19 protein-coding genes are annotated in these 21,331 nt (G+C 41.6%); 8 read left to right on the forward strand and 11 right to left on the reverse strand.

The features are described from left to right. Window positions 1-49 precede the first annotated feature (49 nt). From WG989_RS00120 to WG989_RS00135, 4 genes are all read right to left on the reverse strand, one after another. Entirely contained in the window at window positions 50-493 is a 444-nt protein-coding gene (locus tag WG989_RS00120; RefSeq protein WP_340426446.1) for an HYC_CC_PP family protein, read from the reverse strand. Next, a complete protein-coding gene (locus WG989_RS00125; RefSeq protein WP_340426447.1) occupies window positions 493-2,514 on the reverse strand; it encodes a putative porin in 2,022 nt (673 codons plus the stop codon). The genes WG989_RS00120 and WG989_RS00125 overlap by 1 nt, the downstream gene beginning before the upstream one ends. A 70-nt stretch (window positions 2,515-2,584) precedes the next feature. Next, on the reverse strand, window positions 2,585-3,406 hold the full coding sequence (locus WG989_RS00130; RefSeq protein ID WP_340426448.1) for a purine-nucleoside phosphorylase: 822 nt from the start codon (window positions 3,404-3,406) through the stop codon (window positions 2,585-2,587). 5 nt (window positions 3,407-3,411) lie between these two features. Further along, window positions 3,412-4,125 (reverse strand): hypothetical protein, encoded by a 714-nt coding sequence (locus WG989_RS00135; RefSeq protein WP_340426450.1) that lies wholly within the window; start codon window positions 4,123-4,125, stop codon window positions 3,412-3,414. A 306-nt stretch (window positions 4,126-4,431) separates the two neighbouring features. Between WG989_RS00135 and sucC the strand changes: the two genes are divergently transcribed. From sucC to WG989_RS00150, 3 genes are all read left to right on the forward strand, one after another. Then, the gene (sucC, locus tag WG989_RS00140) at window positions 4,432-5,643 is read left to right on the forward strand and encodes an ADP-forming succinate--CoA ligase subunit beta (RefSeq protein WP_340426451.1); all 1,212 of its coding nucleotides are present in this window, start codon (window positions 4,432-4,434) and stop codon (window positions 5,641-5,643) included. A gap of 147 nt (window positions 5,644-5,790) precedes the next feature. Then, entirely contained in the window at window positions 5,791-6,405 is a 615-nt protein-coding gene (locus WG989_RS00145) for a hypothetical protein (protein WP_340426453.1), read from the forward strand. A 128-nt stretch (window positions 6,406-6,533) separates the two neighbouring features. Beyond that, complete coding sequence (locus WG989_RS00150) at window positions 6,534-7,022, forward strand: GNAT family N-acetyltransferase (RefSeq protein WP_340426455.1); 489 nt, start codon at window positions 6,534-6,536, stop codon at window positions 7,020-7,022. A 60-nt stretch (window positions 7,023-7,082) separates the two neighbouring features. Here the strand turns inward: WG989_RS00150 and WG989_RS00155 are convergent, their stop codons facing one another. The 5 genes from WG989_RS00155 to WG989_RS00175 are packed head-to-tail and all read right to left on the reverse strand — an operon-like array spanning window position 7,083 to window position 9,184. Next, window positions 7,083-7,709 carry a SprT-like domain-containing protein gene (locus WG989_RS00155; protein WP_340426457.1) on the reverse strand — a complete coding sequence of 209 codons (627 nt, stop codon included), beginning with the start codon at window positions 7,707-7,709 and terminating at the stop codon, window positions 7,083-7,085. Next, entirely contained in the window at window positions 7,706-8,116 is a 411-nt protein-coding gene (locus WG989_RS00160) for a hypothetical protein (protein WP_340426458.1), read from the reverse strand. The genes WG989_RS00155 and WG989_RS00160 overlap by 4 nt, the downstream gene beginning before the upstream one ends. Continuing rightward, entirely contained in the window at window positions 8,113-8,352 is a 240-nt protein-coding gene (locus tag WG989_RS00165; protein WP_324230149.1) for a hypothetical protein, read from the reverse strand. Before WG989_RS00165 ends, WG989_RS00160 begins: the two co-directional genes overlap by 4 nt. Beyond that, window positions 8,330-8,770, reverse strand: coding sequence for a bactofilin family protein (locus WG989_RS00170; protein ID WP_340426462.1), 441 nt, complete (start codon window positions 8,768-8,770; stop codon window positions 8,330-8,332). Before WG989_RS00170 ends, WG989_RS00165 begins: the two co-directional genes overlap by 23 nt. A 12-nt stretch (window positions 8,771-8,782) precedes the next feature. Further along, window positions 8,783-9,184, reverse strand: coding sequence for a hypothetical protein (locus tag WG989_RS00175; RefSeq protein ID WP_340426464.1), 402 nt, complete (start codon window positions 9,182-9,184; stop codon window positions 8,783-8,785). 125 nt (window positions 9,185-9,309) lie between these two features. Here WG989_RS00175 and porW point away from each other — a divergent pair, with 125 nt between their 5' ends. Next, window positions 9,310-12,369 carry a type IX secretion system periplasmic lipoprotein PorW/SprE gene (porW, locus tag WG989_RS00180; RefSeq protein ID WP_340426465.1) on the forward strand — a complete coding sequence of 1,020 codons (3,060 nt, stop codon included), beginning with the start codon at window positions 9,310-9,312 and terminating at the stop codon, window positions 12,367-12,369. A gap of 85 nt (window positions 12,370-12,454) precedes the next feature. Beyond that, complete coding sequence (locus WG989_RS00185) at window positions 12,455-14,833, forward strand: transglycosylase domain-containing protein (protein ID WP_340426466.1); 2,379 nt, start codon at window positions 12,455-12,457, stop codon at window positions 14,831-14,833. A gap of 33 nt (window positions 14,834-14,866) precedes the next feature. Here WG989_RS00185 and WG989_RS00190 read toward each other — a convergent pair whose 3' ends face one another. Then, complete coding sequence (locus WG989_RS00190; protein WP_340426469.1) at window positions 14,867-15,157, reverse strand: hypothetical protein; 291 nt, start codon at window positions 15,155-15,157, stop codon at window positions 14,867-14,869. 203 nt (window positions 15,158-15,360) lie between these two features. On the opposite strand from WG989_RS00190, the gene glmS reads away from it, so the two are divergent. The 3 genes from glmS (at window position 15,361) to WG989_RS00205 (ending at window position 19,925) form a co-directional block, all read left to right on the forward strand. Continuing rightward, complete coding sequence (gene glmS, locus WG989_RS00195; protein ID WP_340426471.1) at window positions 15,361-17,196, forward strand: glutamine--fructose-6-phosphate transaminase (isomerizing); 1,836 nt, start codon at window positions 15,361-15,363, stop codon at window positions 17,194-17,196. Between the two features lie 92 nt (window positions 17,197-17,288). Next, entirely contained in the window at window positions 17,289-19,496 is a 2,208-nt protein-coding gene (locus tag WG989_RS00200) for a DUF4954 family protein (protein WP_340426473.1), read from the forward strand. Between the two features lie 15 nt (window positions 19,497-19,511). Beyond that, window positions 19,512-19,925 carry a DUF1801 domain-containing protein gene (locus tag WG989_RS00205; RefSeq protein WP_340426475.1) on the forward strand — a complete coding sequence of 138 codons (414 nt, stop codon included), beginning with the start codon at window positions 19,512-19,514 and terminating at the stop codon, window positions 19,923-19,925. 45 nt (window positions 19,926-19,970) lie between these two features. Here the strand turns inward: WG989_RS00205 and WG989_RS00210 are convergent, their stop codons facing one another. Further along, the gene (locus tag WG989_RS00210) at window positions 19,971-21,296 is read right to left on the reverse strand and encodes a citrate (Si)-synthase, eukaryotic (RefSeq protein WP_340426476.1); all 1,326 of its coding nucleotides are present in this window, start codon (window positions 21,294-21,296) and stop codon (window positions 19,971-19,973) included. Window positions 21,297-21,331: the final 35 nt, after the last annotated feature.

Below are 21,331 nucleotides of genomic sequence, written 5' to 3' on the forward strand. Positions count from 1 at the left end.
AATACGGTTCCTGCAATAACGCAGAAAATTAACTACGAACCAATCGAATCTAAATACGAAAAACATTCACATCCAGATATACCCGGTTAAGTACCCTCGGAGGGGGAGAAAAATAAGTAAGGATGGGAATAGCAGATTGCCCTTGTTCAGGATCTGATAATACAGTTGTACGAACCGGAACGGCAGAACTCGCAGCAGCCAATTCAAATGCTACCGTGGATGTTTGATGGGAATCGTTCATCTTCCCTTTTGAGATCTCATCCTTGCAACAATGGTTTTCTGTTTTCGCCATGCCGCATTTACCGCAGGCGCCATCGTTGTGATCTGCGTCCTCATTGAATGTGATAGAAGAAACCTTACCCATACAGTAATGCACATTGATCACCATCCCGCTGGTAGCGGCTAGGTAAAAAACGGCAACAATGAATAAAAGGAACTTCTTGAACATTGCTACAAAGATAAACGAATCTTTTGATGAGAACTTGATTCTCATCAGTTAACAAAGCCCCAATAAAGGCCAAACCGCACAAAAAATCCGGGGGTTGGGTGTAGCGGTGTAGCTAAGTTATTGTTTAAGAAGCTGAACGAAGGGCTCGTTTGGACAGTATTAAGATTTTCGGCACGGATGATCATTGTTAAACTTCTGATCCGGAACTGCACATAAGCTGCGATATCGGGTAAATTCCGGACCGTCTCGGTGTTTTGCAGAAAAAACTGACCCAGTACCGGTGAAAAACTGTCGGCTTTATAAGCCGTATGATAACGCATTTCAACACCCGTGCTAAGGTTTAATGTTTTAAAAAACTTTCCCTCAAACGCAAAACGGTTTCGTGTAAACACAAGCGGCAGGTTTACCGGAGCATTGGCAGTTGCCTGTTGTACGTGCACTTCGGTGTACCAATTCCAATGCTTCCATAAACGGAATTGTTTTTCCAGTTGCAATTGAAGCACATTAAATAAGGTTGCTTCCTGTTCTGCCTGCGTGTAGTCTTTGAAATAGATATAATTGGATGCAAGAAAATAGTTGGCGCCTAACTTCAATCGCTGCTGCGGCAGCTCGTATGTGGCAGAAGCAATGGTTGTATTTTCCTTTCCAAAGCTGGTGTTACCCAAATTGAATTTTTTAAAGTTGCTTCTGTCGTCATGAATAAACGAAGGTGTGCGACTCACATTCCGGAATCCCAATGAAAGATAACCGAGCTTCTGCCCAATCAATCGTTTCAACGAAGCTATTACACTATAATCGCCACTATTGAAACCAGCCATGTATAATGTACCCGCCAGTTCCATATCCCATTTTTTATTTTTTGTTTTATTGCGATACTCCCCATTCAAATAAATATTGGTGAACGATGGCTCATTGCTGCCAAAATCGGCTTCCAAAAATTGATAACCGGCTGCTGCCTTAATAAATTGCTGTTGATTTTTGATATCAGGAAACGAATAAATAGCCGCTTCATTCGTCAATGTTTGCCAATAGTCCTTGATACCAAAAGTTGCCGGCAACCCTGATAAGCCATACAATAATTTATACCCTGCAGTGTCAACCCTCGTATCAAGGTATTGCAATGAATAGCGATCAAACTGCATGGTATGTTGAAACCGGAAGCGGGGATAAAAGAAATACACCACACTTGAATCGGTAACAACCGAATCTTTCTTGCCAAGATCATAATGATGACGTACTAAAAAATTTGTAACCGTATAGCGATTACCGGTATTAATTGTATTACTCAAAAAATTTGATCGAACGGGCTCAACGCCACCTAAGTTGGTAGGGATACTGAAACGCTCAGAAAAAAAAGGGAGACTGTCTAAAAACCTCGTGCTTTGGATACCACCATTTTCAGTTGCACCAATTCGATTATTCGCAGCAATAAAATAAACTGTGTACCGCCGTTTTGGCGAGGTGTACCAGGTATTGAAATTGAGATTGGTATGACTGTTTTTCTGATTGCGGAAAATGCCGGGCGAATTAATAAGTTTAAAATTGAACGCAAAATTCCAGTTGTAACGGATGTTTTGTGTATGCAACACACCAATATTCTGTTCATTGTTTGGACCAAGCACATAATCAAGCTGGGTGTAAGGCCTTGTAGTATTGTAGAATTTCAGTTGCTCCACCTTCGAAATGTATTCGTCGTAGGCATGGAATCCATGATCCCATCCGGCTTTCATAGTAGGCGAAAACAACAAAGAGCGTGTAGCACCTCCCGTATTCCCCAGCACAATATTCGACCAGGGAACGTGCCAGCGTTTACTGAAATCGTTTACAGATGAATCAAGGGAATAAAAGCGGGCCGTGTCTAAATAACGGTAAATCAGCGTGAGTGAATCTTCCAGTCCGGTACGGTGCAGGAGCGAATCTTTGAAAGGACCACCGCCTCCACCACCGCCGCCGCCCATTCTGCTACCACCTAATAAGGCTCCGCCGGGCATCCGTTGTAACGGGTTTTGCGCCTGCACAGCATACGATGAAATGATGAGAAAAAATAACAGCAGTAAACGGGTCATAGATGAAAAAAGGGCTTTACCGGCCCGTGCAAAAATAAACGAATTGAATGGCCACTTTACTAAAAGCAACTTAAAGTTCAAGAATTAACTGTTTCACAATTGCCGTCATTTTTGGCTCCGCTTCTTTTGCTGCCTGTAATACTTCTTCATGGGTGATGATATTTTCTTCTTCACGAATACCAATATCAGTGATCACACTCATGGCAAAAACAGGAATGCTCATGTGAATAGCCGCAATTACTTCGGCAACCGTGCTCATGCCCACTGCATCGCCGCCGAGCATCTGGATCATTTTATATTCGCTGCGTGTTTCAAACGTGGGACCTGTTACACCACAATACACACCTTCTTTTACATCAATGTTCATGCTGGCTGCAATCGCTTTTGCTTTTTTAATGAAGTCTTTTTTGTAAGGTTCACTCATATCAGGAAAGCGTGGGCCAAGTTCACTCATGTTTTTACCGATAAGCGGATTGGGTGTAAGCTGACTGATATGATCTTTGATGATCATGAGATCACCTACTTTGAAGGCTGTATTAACACCACCTGCTGCATTGCTGATCACCAATGACTGCACACCTAAGTATTTCATTACCCGGATGGGATATACCACTTCTCCGATCGAATAACCTTCATAGTAATGAAAACGACCAGCCATTACCACTACATTTTTATTCCCCAGTTTGCCAAATACCAACTTGCCTTTATGTCCTTCCACTGTTGATACCGGAAAATGCGGTATCTCATTATAGCTGATCTCTTTTTCAATTTGCAGTTCATCGGTAAAATGACCGAGGCCGCTGCCCAACACCACACCTACTGTTGATTCATCTGCATACTGGCTTCGGATATACGCCACCGTTTCGTTGATCTTATTCAATAACTCTCCCATTTCTTTCATTTTTGTAAGGCGGCAAATATATTGCTTTCGTACGGGTATCGTATAAAGGAAAATGAAGATTCATCCGTAAGCAAACGGAATAAGAGCGGGTGGTTTGCCAGTTCAGTATAGTGCATCCATTTTCCGTTTACTTTGATGCGCTCATAAATTAACCGGATGCCGTGACTGTAATCAACATACCAGTTGACATGTCCGGTATAAACAGGTTGGATGGGTTTGCCTGTTGAATAATGCCAGCCATAGATCGCTACTTTATTTTGTTTCCCTGCAGGTTTTAATTGTTCGGTAAGTACCACATCTTTTTTAATACCTGCAATCAATCCTTTCCGCAACGTTCGTTGTCCTTCAATGATGAGATGATGCTGATACATGGTAGGTGTACTGTCACGAAAAGCAAACATAGGCACCGGTTCTATTTTTACGTTTGCAGCTTTGTAAATGTCATCCACCAATTTCTTTGTTGGCAGGAAGCAATGAAAAGTGTCAGCCATTAACTGGGCCGACATGGGCGTTAAAGGAATCCTTGCCCAATCATCGTTTGTTCCCACACTTAAGTAGTCAGGTGCTACGTACAGAACGGCCGTAATTTTTTTATTGCTTGTCGAATCGGTGATGCTGATTGAAACAGAAACAAACGTTCGCAAAAAATCGGGCATGTTGCCGGCAAGCAATTCAGCAATCGCAAAGGAATCACGTTGCTTCCAATTCATTGTTGTTGCCTGTTGAAAAAACGCAGAACCCTTTACAGCGTTGATTTTTCGTTGAGCGATCACAAGCTTTTGATTGCCTTTGCAAGCACAGAAAAGAATGATTAAAAACAATATAAAAAGCCGGTTCATGACAGTAAGATAAAGAATTGGCACGATCGATCACATGCCGATTAGTATTCCCGAACCATGAACGGATTGCGACGCAACAGGCGATGCTCAAAGAGATGAAGCCGGTATCATAAAACGCTTCATGTTCTGTCTTATTCCCACCTGTTCTTTCCTTATCTTCGCCGAAATTTTTTGCATATGAACCTCCACGAATATCAAGCCAAGGAATTATTGAAGAAATACAATGTTCCGGTGCAGGAAGGATTTGCCTGCAGCACAGTACATGAAGCCGAAGAAGCGTATCGCCAGATCAAGAACCAAAGCGGCAGCAGCTTTGCAGTTGTAAAAGCGCAAATTCATGCGGGTGGCCGTGGTAAGGGAACTGTGAAAGAAACCGGTATGAATGGTGTGAAAGTTGCAAAAAATATTGACCAGATCACTGAGTTTGCAAAAGGTATTTTGGGTGGCACATTGGTAACCATTCAAACAGGACCTGCCGGTAAAGTGGTAAACAAGATCCTTGTTGCACAGGATATGTATTACGATGGACCAACAGAGCGTAAAGAATTTTATCTCTCTATTCTCCTCGATCGTACAAAAAAACAAAACGTGATCATGTACAGTACCGAGGGCGGTATGAACATTGAAGATGTTGCACATGACACTCCCGAAAAAATATTTAAAGAGTGGGTTAACCCGGGCGGACCATTACAAGCGTTCCAGGCAAGAAAGATCGCTTTCAATCTTGGTTTGAGTGGTGAAGCGTTTAAGAACTGTGTAAAGTTTGTAACGAATCTTTACAATGCATACGTTGGATTGGATTGTGGTATGCTTGAAATTAATCCGCTGTTCAAAGCAGCCGATAACAAGATCATTGCAGTGGATTGCAAAATGAACATTGATGATAATGCGTTGATGCGTCATCCTGATGTTGCCAACATGCGTGATACAACTGAAGAAGACCCTACAGAAGTAGAAGCAGGCAACCACAACCTCAACTTTATTAAGCTTGATGGTAACGTAGGTTGTATGGTGAACGGTGCGGGTTTGGCAATGGCTACCATGGATATGATCCAGTTGAGTGGTGGACAACCGGCAAACTTCCTCGACGTAGGTGGCACTGCCAATGCACAAACTGTTGAAGCAGGTTTCAAGATCATTTTAAAAGATCCAAACGTAAAAGCAATTCTCATCAACATCTTTGGTGGTATTGTTCGTTGCGATCGTGTTGCTGCAGGTGTAATTGAAGCGTACAAAACAATTGGTAATATTCCTGTTCCCATCATCGTACGTTTACAAGGTACAAATGCTGAAGAAGCAAAGAAGCTGATCGATGAAAGCGGATTGAAAGTACAAAGTGCTATTCAGTTAAGCGAAGCAGCTGCATTGGTAAAACAAGCAGTAGCATAAGTCCAAGTAAAAATAAACAGCCAATGCCATACGATTTCCGTGTGGCATTCGTTTTTATACCTTGTGAATAGTTTAACCATTCACTTTGCCTGGTCGGCTTGCTTTTTGAACCGATTCAGCAATTGTAAACCATCAACCAATTATCACATGAAAGGACTACTCCGTAACAGTTTTGTTTTACTTGTTAGCTTCATTACAATTCAGTCAGCTTCTGCACAACTTCGTTTCGAAACACAACATCATTTCAAACCATTTGAAGTATTGCTTGATGCAGGTTATGCCCGTCCCGCAGGAAAAGGTGCGAAGGCAGGTGTATTGCTGGCATTGGAACCACGTTTCAATGCATTGGATCGCATAACAGTTGGCTTGCGGATGGAAGCAACAGCAATGGCCCGTGGCTATGCAGGCGTAAGCGGAACGAATCCAAATGCAAATGGCGAAGCAGGTGTTGGTATTTCCTTTGTTCCAACGGCTGAATATTATTTTGCAAACCGAACCGTTCGCCCATTCATAGGTGGTGGCGCCGGTATTTATAATTTCCTGAGTATTGAAGCCGACAGTCAAAACGGAGGGACCTTTTCTATTCCAGCATCTACAAAATTTGGCGGCATGGCAAGAGCAGGTATTGAAGTATGGCATTTCCGTGCAGCAGTTGAATATAACTTTGTTGCAAAGACAGGCGATATCAATAACAATTACCTCGGTATAAAAATCGGCATCATCTTAGGTGGTGGACAATATTCGTTAGAAGATACTTATTAGAAAAGCTGCCAGCTATTCGCTACTTGCCCCTCGCAAATACAAAAACACAAAGGAAGAAAAGAAGTTTACTTTTCTTCCTTTGTGTTTTTGTGTATTTGTGGGAAACAAAATCGTTTTAGCTTTGACGTATGCACCCAAGTATTACAATCCGCACAATTCAACCTTCCGATAATGCAGCACTGGCTGTAATTGTCCGCACATCCTTAGCAGAGTTTGGTGCCAACAAACCCGGCACTGTGTATTACGATCCTACAACCGATGCGTTGTATGAACTGTTTCAAACCAAAGGGAGTGTTTATTTTGTTGCAGAAGAAGAAGATAAGCTGTTAGGTGGTGGTGGCATTTACCCAACTGAAGGATTACCGACGAAAACCTGTGAATTGGTAAAAATGTACCTGCACAAAGATGCACGTGGAAAGGGATTGGGAAAGCGAATGATCGAACAATGTTTGACCTGGGCGAAAGATAACGGTTACGAACAAGTGTATTTAGAAACCATGCCGGAGTTGAAGCAAGCATTAAAAGTGTATGAACTTTTCGGATTTGAATATTTAGATGGACCGATGGGCAACAGCGGACATTTTGGATGTGATCGATGGATGTTGAAGAAATTGTGAGTATGAATAACGTGTTGTTTTACTATTCGTCAGATGTTGGCGTCAGACGAGCGTCACTCATCATTCATCCCTCATCACCTCCACCTCATACACCCCACTAAACAAATAAACCGCTCCACTCTTCACATCAATTGCTTTATGCCGTTTGCGTAGTTTTTCTTTTTTCTGAAATACACGACCGTCTTTTGTTTTGAAGAGCTGATCGTGTTGCAATTGTTCAACCAATACTTCTCCCTGCTTGCGTACATCATAGTTTTTGAGTACACGCATCAAATGTTCTTCACCACAACTGGTAGCCGATGGATTTTGTAATGATTTCATCAATGCCTTTTCAATATCAGCCGGAAAAATTTTCTTTAATAGAAACTGTGCAAGTATTTTTCCATATTCATGTTTCCATTCTTTGCCATGTGCCGCAATACGATGTCCGAAATTTTCAAATGCCAGCAAGTGTGCTATTTCATGTAACAGCGTTACTAAGAAAGAATATTTATTGAGATTTCCGTTTACACTGATGCGGTGATTTTTCTGATTGATCGCATGCCGGTAATCGCCGAGTATACTGTTCCGTTCCCGTGTAATGGTTAAATGAATTTTATATTGGTGGAGATAGTCCAGCACCGGTTCAACCGAACCTTCCGGTAAATAGGCAGCCAATGCATGTAGCGGAACTTCCTTTTTACTCATCGCTTTTTCTCGTCTTGTTTCTGCTTCAACAAACGAAACACCATCCGCACTTCCATAAACGAATACACAAAATACAAGGCCATACAAACATACAATGCCGGCTTATTGATATTTGGTTTAGCGATCAGTGCATAGATCACCACCGCTGCTGCACAAATGAGCATCTTGATCATAAGTGCGCCATACACACTTCTGAAAAACACCTGGATGTTTTTATGTAAAAAACCTTTTATGTGGAAGTAGAGCGAAGTAATGGTCACAAGAAATAAAATCAGGTTACCTGCCATCAGCACATTAAAACTAAGTCCGTATTTCGTAAGCCAGTTTTGGCCCAACAGATACAAACTACTCAGCGCAACAAAAAGCCCCAAAATAGGCAAATACAATTTCTGATTTTGATTCTTCATTTCCTTGCAGATGTGTCTTTATAAATCCGGTAAAAGATGGCGCTGAGCACCACTACCGGTAACAACCATGCAAGTAAAGGAAAATTCAGCTTCAACCAGCCATCTGCTTTTAAACCTGCGAAAACAGCAAGTCCCAAGGCAGCAATTAATTGAAAAGCCAACCCGGCATATTGTGCCAGGTAAGCTCTGTTACTTTTTGTTGGCTTGGACGATTTATTGGTCGTTGGCTGCGGCATTCAGGGATGATTCTTTGCTGATCTCCAGTACACTGGCAAGCGGCGCATTGGAAACGGCAGCAGCACCCATATGGCATTCGCCATTGAACGAAGCGGTAGCATCTACCTGTAACTGACCGGCATAAATATTACCGTTGATCTGGCAGCTGCCTTTCAGGTACAATAGTTCGGTTACCTTGATGGTGCCATCGATCTGGCCCAGCACATCGGCTTGCTGTGCAATAACATCGCCATAAATTTTGCCCGATGGACCTACTAACACTTTGGAAGACGTGGTAAGGTTACCTTTCAGCACGCCATCCACCCGGATGTCGCCTTTGCTTTCAATATTTCCTTTGATTTCGGTACCTGATGCAACAATTGTTGCTAAACCTGTGGAGGCTTCTTTTTCCTGGGAACTGGATTTACTGTTGAACATATGCAGTGGTTTTTATTGCGTTGAACGTTCTACTTCCGGCATTTTCAGGGTGGTTGTATCCATCGCTGTGGTTTTTACATCGCCCGATAACACCTTTTTCAGATTGTCAAGATACTGATCTTTGTATAACATCGACCGCTCCAAAGAGTCAATTTTTGTTTTATAGAAGATCAATTCCTTCCGCTGACTTTGTGAACCATAGCCCGGTAAATAATATTTCAGGTTGGTAAACGTGATCAGCGCTACAGTCAATCCCACCAACAATACAAAAATGGTGCTAAGAGTGATGTAAACGCTCAATCTGGATAATTTAAACGTTACCACTTCCTCATACGTATCATCATTCATCACCACCAACCGGTAGCGATTCCGTAAGCGCTTCAGTGTACTTTCTGCATCAATTCGTTTTGCCATACTATAAATGAGGTCTAAATTTAGCGTTTAAGAGGGGTAAAAAAATAATTTCTTCCTGATTTTACCTTTAATTAAAATATTTTTGACCGTATTGAGTTAATTAAGAAAAACGACCCAACGCCTGCATGCAGCCAATTATTGTTTCTAAATTCAACCGGATACTGATTATTCTACTGCTGGGCTGCATTTCTGCATCGGCACAACCGGATTTTACTCTTCCGTTAGTAAAACCCGTAAAATACGAGAACAAAGTATTGGGATCGGAAAAAACCGACGACAAAAAATTCACACTGCCCCGCCGTCTCTATCAGAGCATGGTAACAGAATATAATTTTCATTACAACGCTGTTAATAAGATCAACGCCATCCTCGAAAAAGCAAAACTGAGCCATCGGGACGATTACACACAACTCCTGCCCTTTTATAACTACTCAACTGATTTTACCGCTGCCGATTCGATGGAATTGGATTCGGTGATCTTGAAAGCAACAGCCGGTATTGTGTTGCACGATCTGCGCAACAGCTATATCGATAACATGTATCTGCTCATCGGTCAAAGTTATTTTTACTGGCAGAAATTCGATTCGGCCTACCGCATTTTTCAATTTATTAATTACAACTTCTTCCCAAAAGATAAGGACGAATATATTATTGTGGTGGGTTCCAACGATCGCTCCACAAAAGGTGATCTCAATATTGCAACAAAAGAAAAGAACGGCATTGTACACAAAGCATTCTCTCATCAGCCAAGCCGGAACGATGCATTGATATGGCTCACCAGAACCTATGCAGAAGACAATCTGTATCCGGAAGCCTATAGTTTGATCAACCTGCTGAAAAAAGATCCCCTGTTTCCAAAACGATTGCATGGTAAGTTGAATGAAGTACAGGCGTATACGTTTTACAAACAGGAACAATGGGACAGCACAGCATTTTATTTGAAAGATGCGTTGGGTGAAGCAGCCGATAAAACAGAACTGGCACGTTGGGAATATTTACTGGCACAGTTGTATGCAAAAACCAATCAACCGGAATTGGCCTCTTCTTTTTTCAACAAAGCAAAATCGCACACTACTGATCCTGTATTATATATCCATGCCCGTATTTATGAAGCACAATTATTACGGAAAGAAGGTGGTGATGCAGTAACTGAAACATTGGCCGATCTGCTAAAGCTGTCACGCAAAGAACGGTTTGATGGATACGAAGATGTATTGTTCTATGCGGCAGCCGATATGGCCTTGCAGAAAGGCGATACAACACAAGCTATCACATTATTGAAACGTAGTGTTTCTTATACAACAGAAAATCCATCGGTTAAAAACAAAGCCTTTGTAAAACTGGCTGATCTGGCGTATGCACGCAGAGATTATACACTTGCTTCCAACTCACTCGATAGTGTGAATTTTCAGGATATTGCCTTTGCTGAAAATGCGGCACAACTGCAGATCAAACAACAAATGTTGAAGCGATTGGTAGAACTGATCACAGTTGTAAAACAACAGGACAGTTTGCAGGCTGTTGCAAAAATGCCGGAGAAAGAAATGGATGCTTACCTGAAATCATTGGCACGCAAAATCCGTAAAGAACGTGGGTTAAAAGAAGAAGCTGTTTATACACCTACGCAAACCGCAAACAACCCTAACGATAACACTCCCCTCTTCAACAATGCAGGAAGTGGTAACAGCTGGTATTTTTATAATGCAGCACAAAAGTCAAGAGGGTTTAGTGAATTTAAAGGCAGATGGGGCAACCGTCCGAATATTGATAATTGGCGCCGGCAAGATGCGGTTGATGCAGCAAAACCACCATCGCAGGCACCACAATATGCAAGTAATGCAAACGAAGTATTGAGTATAGAACCTGATAAAATTCCCGCAGATGAATTAAGTGTGGAAGGTTTGAAAAAACGTTTACCTCTTACCGAAGAATTATTACTCGAATCGAACAGACAAATAGCAGAATCATTATTTGATCAGGGACAGATCTATAAAAATCAACTGGAAGATTATCAACAGGCAGCTGTTGTATTTGAAGAAATATGGAAACGCTTTGGTAATTATGAGAGAGAACAGGAAGTATTGTTTGAACTGTATTACTGTTATACCAAAACAGGCGACAAACAAAAGGCCGCTTACTTTCAGGATCAGTTGAATAAGAAATATCCGAACGGAGATCTGGTACAGAAAATTAATGCATCGAAAAATCCAACGGCTCCGGTAAAAGACGCAAAGACGATTGCTTACGAAACTATTTACGATCTCTTCCTCTCCGGTAAATATGATGAAGCGCAGCAACAAAAGCGATTGGCTGATTCGATTTATGGAAATTCATACTGGACACCACAGTTACTCTATATTGAATCGCTCTTTCACATCAAACAAAAAAATGATAGCGCCGCTATGCTGACGCTTACCAATCTTGAACGAAATTTCCCCGGCACACCGATGGCTGAAAAAGCTGCAGTGATGAAAGATGTAGTTACCCGCCGAACAGAAATTGAAGACTATCTCACCCGCACCAATATTGTACGCCAAACGGAAGATAGTGTTGTGATGCCGTTTGATGAAGGCCCGCTGGTGAATAAGGTTGGACAGAACATCAAAAAAGATTCAACTAATAAAATAGGAATCGGCAATCAGCCAACACAAAACAATGCGAACATAACAAGGCCTGTTGCTCCGATTCAAAAAACGGAACTTGAAAAAAATGATCGCAGCAATGCAGGTAAAGTAACCATTGGTAATAAGCCGGGTATGGATACCACTGCCATTAAACCATTGAAAGAAGGAAAAATTGAAATGGTTTACATCTACAATGCAACCGATCCTTATACGGTCATGATGTATTTTGATGAAGTGGATGAAGTGTATTTAACAGAAGCAAGAACGGCTTACCAACGTTACAACTCATCATCACACAGCGGTGAAGATATTCCGTTGAAAATTTATGTGGGCGACAAAGAGAATACCTGGATGGAAATGGGGCTGTTTTCTGATGTTACCACCGCATTGGGTTATATGGAAGAATGGAAAAAGAATGCCCGGCAGATCGTTCCATGGCTTCCTGAACTAAAATACAGTTTCATCATTATTTCCGACCGCAACCTCGAATTGCTCAAAACAAGGAAGAATATGGAGGAATACAAGCTTTTCCTTCGTCAATACATCAAAGATAAATTTTAAGATTTCTTGCTTTATTGTACTCCCTGAATTGTTATAGATTTGTCTGGTATTGAATTTGCTCTACTCTGCATCTCATACTCATCTTATGCGTAAACCAATCAAATATTTGTGGCGTGCCTTTTTTATTGGCTTCGGACTTTTCATAGTGCTGGTAATTGGCGCCAATTTCGGCTTGCTCGGTAAAATGCCTTCCCTTGAAGAGCTTGAAAATCCATCCGCTTCGCTAGCCAGCGAAGTAATTGCTTCAGATGGTACCCTCATGGGAAAATTCTATATGGAAGACCGTACCAACGTAGAATACAAAGACATTTCAAAAAATGTTGTGAATGCACTCGTTGCAGCTGAGGATGAACGTTTTTATAATCACTCCGGAATTGATGGCCGTGCGTTGGCCAGAGCTGTCATGAAGTTTGGCAGCGATGGAGGTGGCTCTACCATTACGCAGCAGTTGGCGTTGAACCTGTTTGGCGGCCGTGCAAAAAACAAAGTACTGCGGGTTTTCCAAAAAATCCAGGAATGGATCATTGCCGTAAAACTTGAACGCAATTTTACCAAAGATGAAATTATTGCACTCTATCTGAATACCGTTGAATACAGTGATAACGTATTCGGTATCCGTAATGCATCCAAAACATTTTTTCAGAAAGAACCATCGCTGGTAACAGTAGATGAAGCTGCGTTATTGATTGGTATGGTGAATGCACCTTATGCATACAATCCCCGTTTGTTTCCGCCAAGAGCCATGCAAAAAAGGAATATGGTGATCAACGATATGGTGCGTAATAAATTTGTAACAGAAGAGGAAGGTGAAAAACTGAAAAGCAAACCCATCAACCTGAAGTATAAAAAATTAGATGAAAGCACAGGGCTTGCTCCTTACTTCCGTGATGTGTTGCGTGATCAGATGAAGAAGTGGGCAAAAGAACACAAAAAGGCAAATGGTGAAACGTACAATATTTATCGTGATGGGTTGAAAATTTATACCACCATCAATCCACGCATGCAGTTGTATGCAGAAGAAGCTGTATCGAAACACATGAGTGCACTGCAAAAAAATTACTGGACTTTGCCATGGATCAAAAACAACAGCATCTGGAAAGGGCATGAAAATATTATTGAACGTGCCATGAAAGACAGCGACCGCTGGCGTAAAATGGCCGCTGCCGGAATCAGTGACGAAGACATTCGAAAAGCCTTCAACACAAAAACGAAAATGAAAGTATTTGCATGGAACAGTAAACGGGAAACCGATACAACCATGACGCCGTACGATTCTGTGCGTTATCACAAAATGATCATTCAAACTGGTTTTATGGTGATGGATCCATTTACCGGCGAAGTAAAAGCATGGGTAGGTGGTGTAAACTTTAAGAATTTTAAATTCGATCACGTTAACATCAACACCAAGCGACAGGTAGGTTCAACCTTTAAACCATTGTTGTATGCACATGCTGTTGAAAATGGTTTTACACCTGAAACACCATTACCTGCCGGACCAACTAATTTGGGTGGTAAAATGATCTCAGGTAAAGGTGGCCCAATGGCAATTTGTTTAGCTTATTCCTACAATCCCGGTGCTGCTTATTTGATGAATCAGTTCGGTGTAAAGAGTGTCATCAATTTTGCACAGAGCGCAGGTATCAAAAGTGAAATGCCTCCTTATCCATCTATTGCGTTGGGTAGTGCAGACATCAGCGTATATGAAATGCTGCAGAGTTATACCATGTTCCCGACAAATGGTATGAGCACACAGCCGATCTATGTAACACGTATTGAAGACCGTAATGGAAATATTTTACAAACCTATGCACCTGAACAAAAAGTAGTAATGAGTGAAGCTGCTGCCTACACTATGGTGAAAATGATGCAGGGCGTAGTTGATATTGGTACCGGACGTCGTTTACGTGGTATGGGACTTACCGGAGAAATTGGTGGTAAAACAGGAACAACGAACGGCAATACCGATACGTGGTTTATCGGTTATACGCCACAGTTATTAGCCGGTGGTTGGGTTGGTTGTGATGATCCGTTTCTGAAAATGGTGGGCGAAGGTAACCGAACTGCCTTACCGATCTGGGGCTACTTCTTTGAAAAAGTATTGGCTGATAAAACATTGGGCATTACCAAAGAAGCAAAGTTTGTACAACCGGAAAGCATGAAGGTGGAATCGTTCATGGATTACGAAAACTTTGCAGACAGGTATCGCAATGAGCCTGATGCAGAAAATCCGGATGCAGGAAACGGAACATCTTCCGATTACGGTGACTTGAACCTTACGCCCGATGCAACACTTGGACCTGAATCGCAACTGACAGAAGAACAGAAAGTATTGCAGGAAGCAAAAAAGCAGGAGGAGAAAAAACCGGATACGAAAAAAGATCCAACAAAACCTGCGGCAACAAACGATCCGAAGAAAGACAGCACCAAAAAGAAATGGTGGCCGTTTAAGAAGAAGAATAACTAATACTCAAAGCCCTGTACTAACTACGGGGCTTTTTTATGACAGTGATGTACTCCAGCTTAACTTATAAACATCATCTGCTCCCTTCACACAGGTAAACAGAAAGTTTGTAATAAAAGGAATTTCCAGGTGCTCACCTTTTTCATCAAATGCCACCGTTCCGCTCAAATAAATAGTTGATGAAGAAGTTTCCAATGCTTCACTGTCAAGAGGTACACGCTGTTGACCATACCCCAAATCGTAATGACGGTACGCTAATTGTTCTACCATATTCTCCAGCAAATCGGGCCGGTCAAGTATAGCAGCAATGTGAATGTAGTTGTTCATGATCCAGTCGTTTAACAGATCAACCAATCGCCTCGTTTTCTCCCTTTTCTATACTATTGATGCTGCAATCGCATTTCTGATTAATAAAGAAATGTGAAAGCTGTAAAAAGCTGCATCTGTGCATAAACTGCTGCATGAATATTTATGGGCAACCCTTAGGCATATTTTTGCATCTTTGCAACCTAAACAAACTACTGATCAATATGTGTGGAATCGTTGGATATATCGGTTCACGGGAAGCCTATCCCGTAATACTGAAAGGATTAAAGCGACTGGAATACCGTGGTTATGATAGTGCCGGTGTGGCATTACTGAACAATGGATTGAACGTTTACAAAAAGAAAGGCAAGGTGGCCCAGCTTGAAGAAGAAGCAATTGGCAAAGATCTGCACTCACATATAGGCATTGGACATACCCGTTGGGCAACACATGGTGAACCCAGCGATCGGAATGCACATCCACACATTTCCAACAACGGAAAGCTGGCGATGATCCATAATGGCATTATTGAAAACTATGTATCCATTAAAAATGAATTGCTGAAAAAAGGATACAGTTTTAAAAGCGATACCGATACAGAAGTACTGCTCAACTTTATTGAAGATATTAAAACCAACAACGAATGCTCGCTGGAAGAAGCCGTGCGTATTGCATTAAAACGTGTAGTAGGTGCTTATGTTATTTTGTTGATCGATGAAGATACTCCTGACACCATTATTGCAGCACGTAAAGGAAGTCCATTGGTAATTGGAATTGGAAAAAATGAACACTTTCTTGCAAGCGATGCGTCTCCCATTATTGAATATACTAAAGAAGTAGTGTATGTAAATGATTACGAACTCGCCATTGTAAAAGCTGATGAGCTCATTCTGAAAAATCTCGGTAACGAAAAGATCACTCCATATATTCAAAAGCTTGACCTTGAACTGGCGGCTATTGAAAAAGGTGGTTATGATCATTTCATGATCAAGGAGATCAATGAACAACCGCATACGATCTATGATTGTTTGCGTGGACGATTAGACCCTGTTGCAGGCACTATTACCATGGCCGGCGTACAGAACAACATGGAGCAACTGAAAAATGCACAACGTATTGTGATGATCGCTTGCGGTACCAGTTGGCATGCAGGATTGGTAGCTGAATATATTTTTGAAGAACTCTGCCGCATTCCGGTTGAAGTAGAATATGCATCTGAATTTCGTTACCGTAACCCGGTGATCAACAAAGGCGATGTGATCATAGCCATTTCGCAAAGTGGTGAAACAGCAGATACCATTGTTGCCATTGACAAAGCAAAAGAACAAGGCGCATTTATATTTGGTGTAGTGAACGCTGTTGGCAGCTCCATTGCCCGCTTATCGCATGCAGGTGCTTACACACATGCCGGACCTGAGATTGGTGTAGCAAGTACCAAAGCATTCACAGCACAGTTAGCAGTGTTAACCATGGTTGCCTTAAAGATCGCTCTTGAAAAAGGAACCATTACGCATGACCGTTATATGCACCTGTTGAATGAACTGCATGAAATTCCTGATAAAGTGAAACTGTTGCTGGAGCATTCCGATAAAGTAAAAGAAATCGGATTGAAGTATAAAGATGCCAGTGATTTCTTATACCTCGGTCGTGGATATAATTTCCCTGTCGCTCTTGAAGGTGCCTTGAAGCTGAAAGAGATCACTTACATTCATGCAGAAGGTTATCCGGCTGCAGAAATGAAACATGGTCCTATTGCATTGGTGGATGAAAAACTACCTGTTGTATTTGTTGCGACCAAAGATCCTTACTACGAAAAAATTGTGAGTAACATCCAGGAGATCAAAGCAAGAAAAGGTCAGGTGATTGCCGTTGTTTCTGAAAACGATGAAGTAATCCCAACCATGAGCAACGATATCATGTTTGTGCCGGAGGCTGATGAAATTGTTGCACCGATATTGAGTGTAATTCCATTGCAACTGCTCTCCTATTATATTGGTGTGGCAAAAGGATTGGATGTAGATAAGCCACGGAATTTAGCAAAAAGTGTGACGGTTGAATAACTGTAACTGGTTGCAAGTTCCCGGTTATACGTTATTGCGACTTTAAACTTTTATACCTGAAACATGCAACCTGAAACCTGCAACTTTCATTTATGAATCCCATCAACAAACAACCGATCTCCGGCATTGGTTACGATTTTATTCCTGCTGCCCATCTCCCAAAAGGGAAAGATGAATACTATCTCCGCAATAAACAAAACCGGAGTGGCATCAACTATCGCAAATTAACAGCGCTGGAAATAGAAGTATTGGTGCGAAACCGCAATGCATCCGATAACTGGAACAACCTGCTTGTATCCGATGCATTTAATCCTGAGCTGGTGAAGAACTGTAAGTTTTTTGGTTTGGTACGTATTGGAAAACTGGAACCTTACTATCTGGAATTTCATTCCATAAAACTACAGGTAGGTTTATACAACAGTACCATCATCAGTTGCGATTTTGGCGACAATGTTGTAATCGATAACGTGCACTATCTCTCCCACTACATCATTGGCAACGAAGTGATCATTACCAATGTACATGAAATGGGCACTACCAATTATGCTAAATTCGGTAATGGTATTTTAAAACAGGGAGAAGATGAAAAGATCCGCATCTGGCTGGAAGTATGTAATGAAAATGCAGGGCGAAAGATCATTCCGTTCAATGGAATGTTGCCCGGTGATGCATGGATCTGGAGCCGCAACAGAGATAACAAGTTGCTGCAGCAAAAACTAAAAGATTTTACTGAACTTAAGTTTGATAAACTGCGTGGCTACTATGGAAAAGTAGGCGACCGAACGGTGATCAAAAGTTGTTCCATCATCAAAGATGTATGGATCGGCAGCGATGCTTATTTAAAAGGTGCTACTAAATTAAAAAACCTTACGATCAATTCTTATCCCGGTGCAAGTTCGCAGGTGGGTGAAGGTTGCGAACTGGTGAATGGTATTATGAGCGAAGGATGCAAAGCCTTCTACGGTGTAAAGGCAGTACGTTTTTACATGGCTTCACATTCGCAATTGAAATACGGAGCAAGGTTGATCAACTCTTATCTTGGCAATAATGCAACCATCTCTTGTTGCGAAGTTTTGAACTCACTCATCTTCCCCGCACATGAACAGCATCACAACAACTCTTTCTTGTGTGCGGCCACAATCATGGGGCAAAGTAATATTGCAGCCGGTGCTACATTGGGCAGTAACCACAACAGCCGCAGTGCCGATGGCGAGTTGATCGCAGGACGTGGTTTTTGGCCGGGGCTCTGTGTAAGCATCAAACACAATTCAAAATTTGCAACCTATACATTACTTGCAAAAGGAGATTATCCGGTTGAAATGAATATACCGGTTCCTTTTTCATTGGTGAGTAATGATGAATCGAATAATCAGTTGCAGGTAATGCCCGGCTATTGGTTCATGTATAACATGTATGCGTTGGCCCGTAACGCATGGAAATATATTGATCGGGATAAACGGGACCATAAAACACAGGTGTTGGAATATGATTTTCTTGCACCCGATAGTGTAAATGAATTATTTGACGCATTGCGTTTGATGGAACTGGCAACAGGAAAAGCGTTGCTAGCCGATCAGAAACTCAACAGCACATCAACAGATGCAGCTTACAGCAAAGCAGGCAAAGAAGCATTGGAGAAAAATGATCGACGCATTGCACAATTAGAAATATTGGCTGATAGTTTTGAAAACAGTAAACGAAAAGTACAGTTGTTGAAAGTTGAACGCAGCTATACGATCTTCAAAGAGTTGATCGTGTATTACGCAATGGAGCAGTTGTTGCAATTTGTAACAACACATCAAATTAAAACGGTGGATGCATTGCTTGCACAGCTTCCCAAAAAACAAAAACGCAACAGCTGGATCAACATCGGTGGACAATTAGTTGAAGAAACGGCTTACGAACAACTCAAGCAAAAGATCACTACAAACAAACTGAAAAACTGGGAGGCGATCCATAAATGGTATCAATCCCAAGGCGAAGCTTACAGCACTCGAAAATTAGTGCATGCATTGGCTTCGTATTTTGAATTGACAGGTGAAAAGCAATTGACAAAAGCAGCATTGAAAACTGCATTGCAGCAATATCTTTCTACTAAAGAATGGATGGTGAACGGCATTAAAGAATCACGGGCAAAAGACTATAGCAATCCTTTCCGCAAAATGGTGTACGAAACAGAAGCAGAAATGGAAACCGTTACAGGAAAGCTGAGTGAAAATTCGTTTATTCTGCAACAGGTGGAAGAATTAAAAACAACAAAAGCATCTGTGCAAAAACTCATCAAACAATTCAAACTATAATCGTACGCCTGTTGCATGAACCGCCTTGTAGATGAATACATCGAAAGCCTTTCCGATGAAAAACGGGAAATATCAGAACAGCTTCGTGAACTGATTCATACCGTTGTTCCGCATGTACAGGAAAAACTTAGTTTCAAAATACCGTTCTATCATTATCATGGCATGTTCTGTTACTTAAATGAAGTGAGTGATGGAATTGATCTTGGATTGTGCCGTGGAAAAGATTTGATTGATGTGTTGCCGCAACTTGAATTACGTAACAGAGTGATGGTAGCGTCGGTCATCATCCGTAACAAAAAAGAAATTCAAACAAAAAATATACAGGAGGTTTTACTAACTGCAGCCAACTGGCAGGAGGAAGCAAAGCGGTTGAAGATATCAATGATCAATACAAAGAAGAAAGCCGCTTCAAAAAAGAAACGGCTTTAAATATACTTTTCACTATGCATCCGACGAGTGTGTCAGATGAATCAATTAATCACCCCAAATATTATCTTTTCCATCGAGCCATAATTTCACCAGGTCAGTTGTAACAGATTTTGGACGTTCTAACGGGAAGCCCAATGCTCTGTCCCAAATCAAACTGGCCATTACACCTAATGCACGGCTTACTGCAAACAATACGGTGTAGTATTCATATTCCTTCATGCCATAATGTACCAGTAACGCTCCGCTGTGCGAATCGACATTCGGCCATGGATTTTTTACTTTTCCTAACGATTGTAAAATAGGCGGTACTACTTCATAAATATTCCAAACAGTATTCACCAATTTATCATCGGGCATATGTTTTTTGCCAAATTCCATTTGTGCTGTAAAGCGTGGATCAGTTTTACGCAATACCGCATGGCCATAACCCGGCACCACTTTACCGGAGCTTAAGGTTTGCTTTACATATTCTTCAATCTGAACTTTATCAGGCGCATCTGTTCCGAGTGCTTCCTGCATTTCAAAAATCCATTTGATCACTTCCTGATTTGCCAATCCATGTAACGGACCAGCCAAACCATTCATCCCTGCAGCATAACTCAAATACGGATCACTCAATGCAGAACCAACGAGGTGAGTTGTGTGAGCGGAAACGTTGCCGCCTTCATGATCAGCGTGGATGGTCATATACAAACGCATCAGTTCCATAAAGCCTTGGTCTTCGTAACCCAGCATGTGTGCAAGGTTACCGGCCCAATCGAGCAAACCATTCGGATGGATATGTTCGCTATTCTTATACTTACGGCGATAGATATACGCAGCAATACGTGGTAAACGGGCAATGAGCGTCATTGCATCATCAAATACCGGCTCCCAGTAATCTTTTTTATTAATCCCTTCGCCATATTTTTTAGCGAACACACTTTCTGTTTGCAGGGCCATTACACCTACCACAAACATCGTCATGGGATGTGTGTGCAACGGTAACGAATCAATCGCATCAAATACATGGTTCGGTACATGACTGCGACGCTGCCAGTTGTCCGTAACATAATTCACCATTGTATCATCGGGCAAATCACCAGTCAACATCAAATAAAACAGTCCTTCAGGTAACGGCTGTTCACCTTTGGGGGCTTTGGGAAGTTTTTGTTGCAATTCAGGAATGGTAAATCCACGAAAACGAATCCCTTCCTGTGAATCCAGTAAGGAAGTTTCTGTAACAAGACCTGTAATACCACGCATCCCCTGGTAGATCTGCGACAGAGTAACCTCTCCCACCACTTTATTACCATGTTCTTTCAACAGGTTTTTGATCTCCACGTTCGCTGCATCAGCTTTTTCCTTGAACCTCTCTTTAATAATGCCCATGATTGTACTGTTTATAATTGAAGTTTATCGTTGCA

This window comes from Lacibacter sp. H407, assembly GCF_037892605.1.
Classification (GTDB): Bacteria; Bacteroidota; Bacteroidia; order Chitinophagales; family Chitinophagaceae; genus Lacibacter.

Bases quoted from the DNA above. Each gene is read 5' to 3' on its own strand.
- WG989_RS00200 (WP_340426473.1), top strand. From the start codon at position 17,289: ATGAATCCCATCAACAAACAACCGATCTCCGGCATTGGTTACGATTTT.
- WG989_RS00130 (WP_340426448.1), bottom strand. From the start codon at position 3,406: ATGGGAGAGTTATTGAATAAGATCAACGAAACGGTGGCGTATATCCGA.
- WG989_RS00155 (WP_340426457.1), bottom strand. From the start codon at position 7,709: ATGAGTAAAAAGGAAGTTCCGCTACATGCATTGGCTGCCTATTTACCG.
- WG989_RS00160 (WP_340426458.1), bottom strand. From the start codon at position 8,116: ATGAAGAATCAAAATCAGAAATTGTATTTGCCTATTTTGGGGCTTTTT.
- WG989_RS00120 (WP_340426446.1), bottom strand. From the start codon at position 493: ATGAGAATCAAGTTCTCATCAAAAGATTCGTTTATCTTTGTAGCAATG.
- WG989_RS00185 (WP_340426466.1), top strand. From the start codon at position 12,455: ATGCGTAAACCAATCAAATATTTGTGGCGTGCCTTTTTTATTGGCTTC.
- WG989_RS00175 (WP_340426464.1), bottom strand. From the start codon at position 9,184: ATGGCAAAACGAATTGATGCAGAAAGTACACTGAAGCGCTTACGGAAT.
- sucC (WP_340426451.1), top strand. From the start codon at position 4,432: ATGAACCTCCACGAATATCAAGCCAAGGAATTATTGAAGAAATACAAT.
- glmS (WP_340426471.1), top strand. From the start codon at position 15,361: ATGTGTGGAATCGTTGGATATATCGGTTCACGGGAAGCCTATCCCGTA.
- WG989_RS00190 (WP_340426469.1), bottom strand. From the start codon at position 15,157: ATGAACAACTACATTCACATTGCTGCTATACTTGACCGGCCCGATTTG.
- WG989_RS00165 (WP_324230149.1), bottom strand. From the start codon at position 8,352: ATGCCGCAGCCAACGACCAATAAATCGTCCAAGCCAACAAAAAGTAAC.
- WG989_RS00210 (WP_340426476.1), bottom strand. From the start codon at position 21,296: ATGGGCATTATTAAAGAGAGGTTCAAGGAAAAAGCTGATGCAGCGAAC.
- WG989_RS00125 (WP_340426447.1), bottom strand. From the start codon at position 2,514: ATGACCCGTTTACTGCTGTTATTTTTTCTCATCATTTCATCGTATGCT.
- porW (WP_340426465.1), top strand. From the start codon at position 9,310: ATGCAGCCAATTATTGTTTCTAAATTCAACCGGATACTGATTATTCTA.
- WG989_RS00150 (WP_340426455.1), top strand. From the start codon at position 6,534: ATGCACCCAAGTATTACAATCCGCACAATTCAACCTTCCGATAATGCA.
- WG989_RS00205 (WP_340426475.1), top strand. From the start codon at position 19,512: ATGAACCGCCTTGTAGATGAATACATCGAAAGCCTTTCCGATGAAAAA.
- WG989_RS00145 (WP_340426453.1), top strand. From the start codon at position 5,791: ATGAAAGGACTACTCCGTAACAGTTTTGTTTTACTTGTTAGCTTCATT.
- WG989_RS00170 (WP_340426462.1), bottom strand. From the start codon at position 8,770: ATGTTCAACAGTAAATCCAGTTCCCAGGAAAAAGAAGCCTCCACAGGT.
- WG989_RS00135 (WP_340426450.1), bottom strand. From the start codon at position 4,125: ATGAATTGGAAGCAACGTGATTCCTTTGCGATTGCTGAATTGCTTGCC.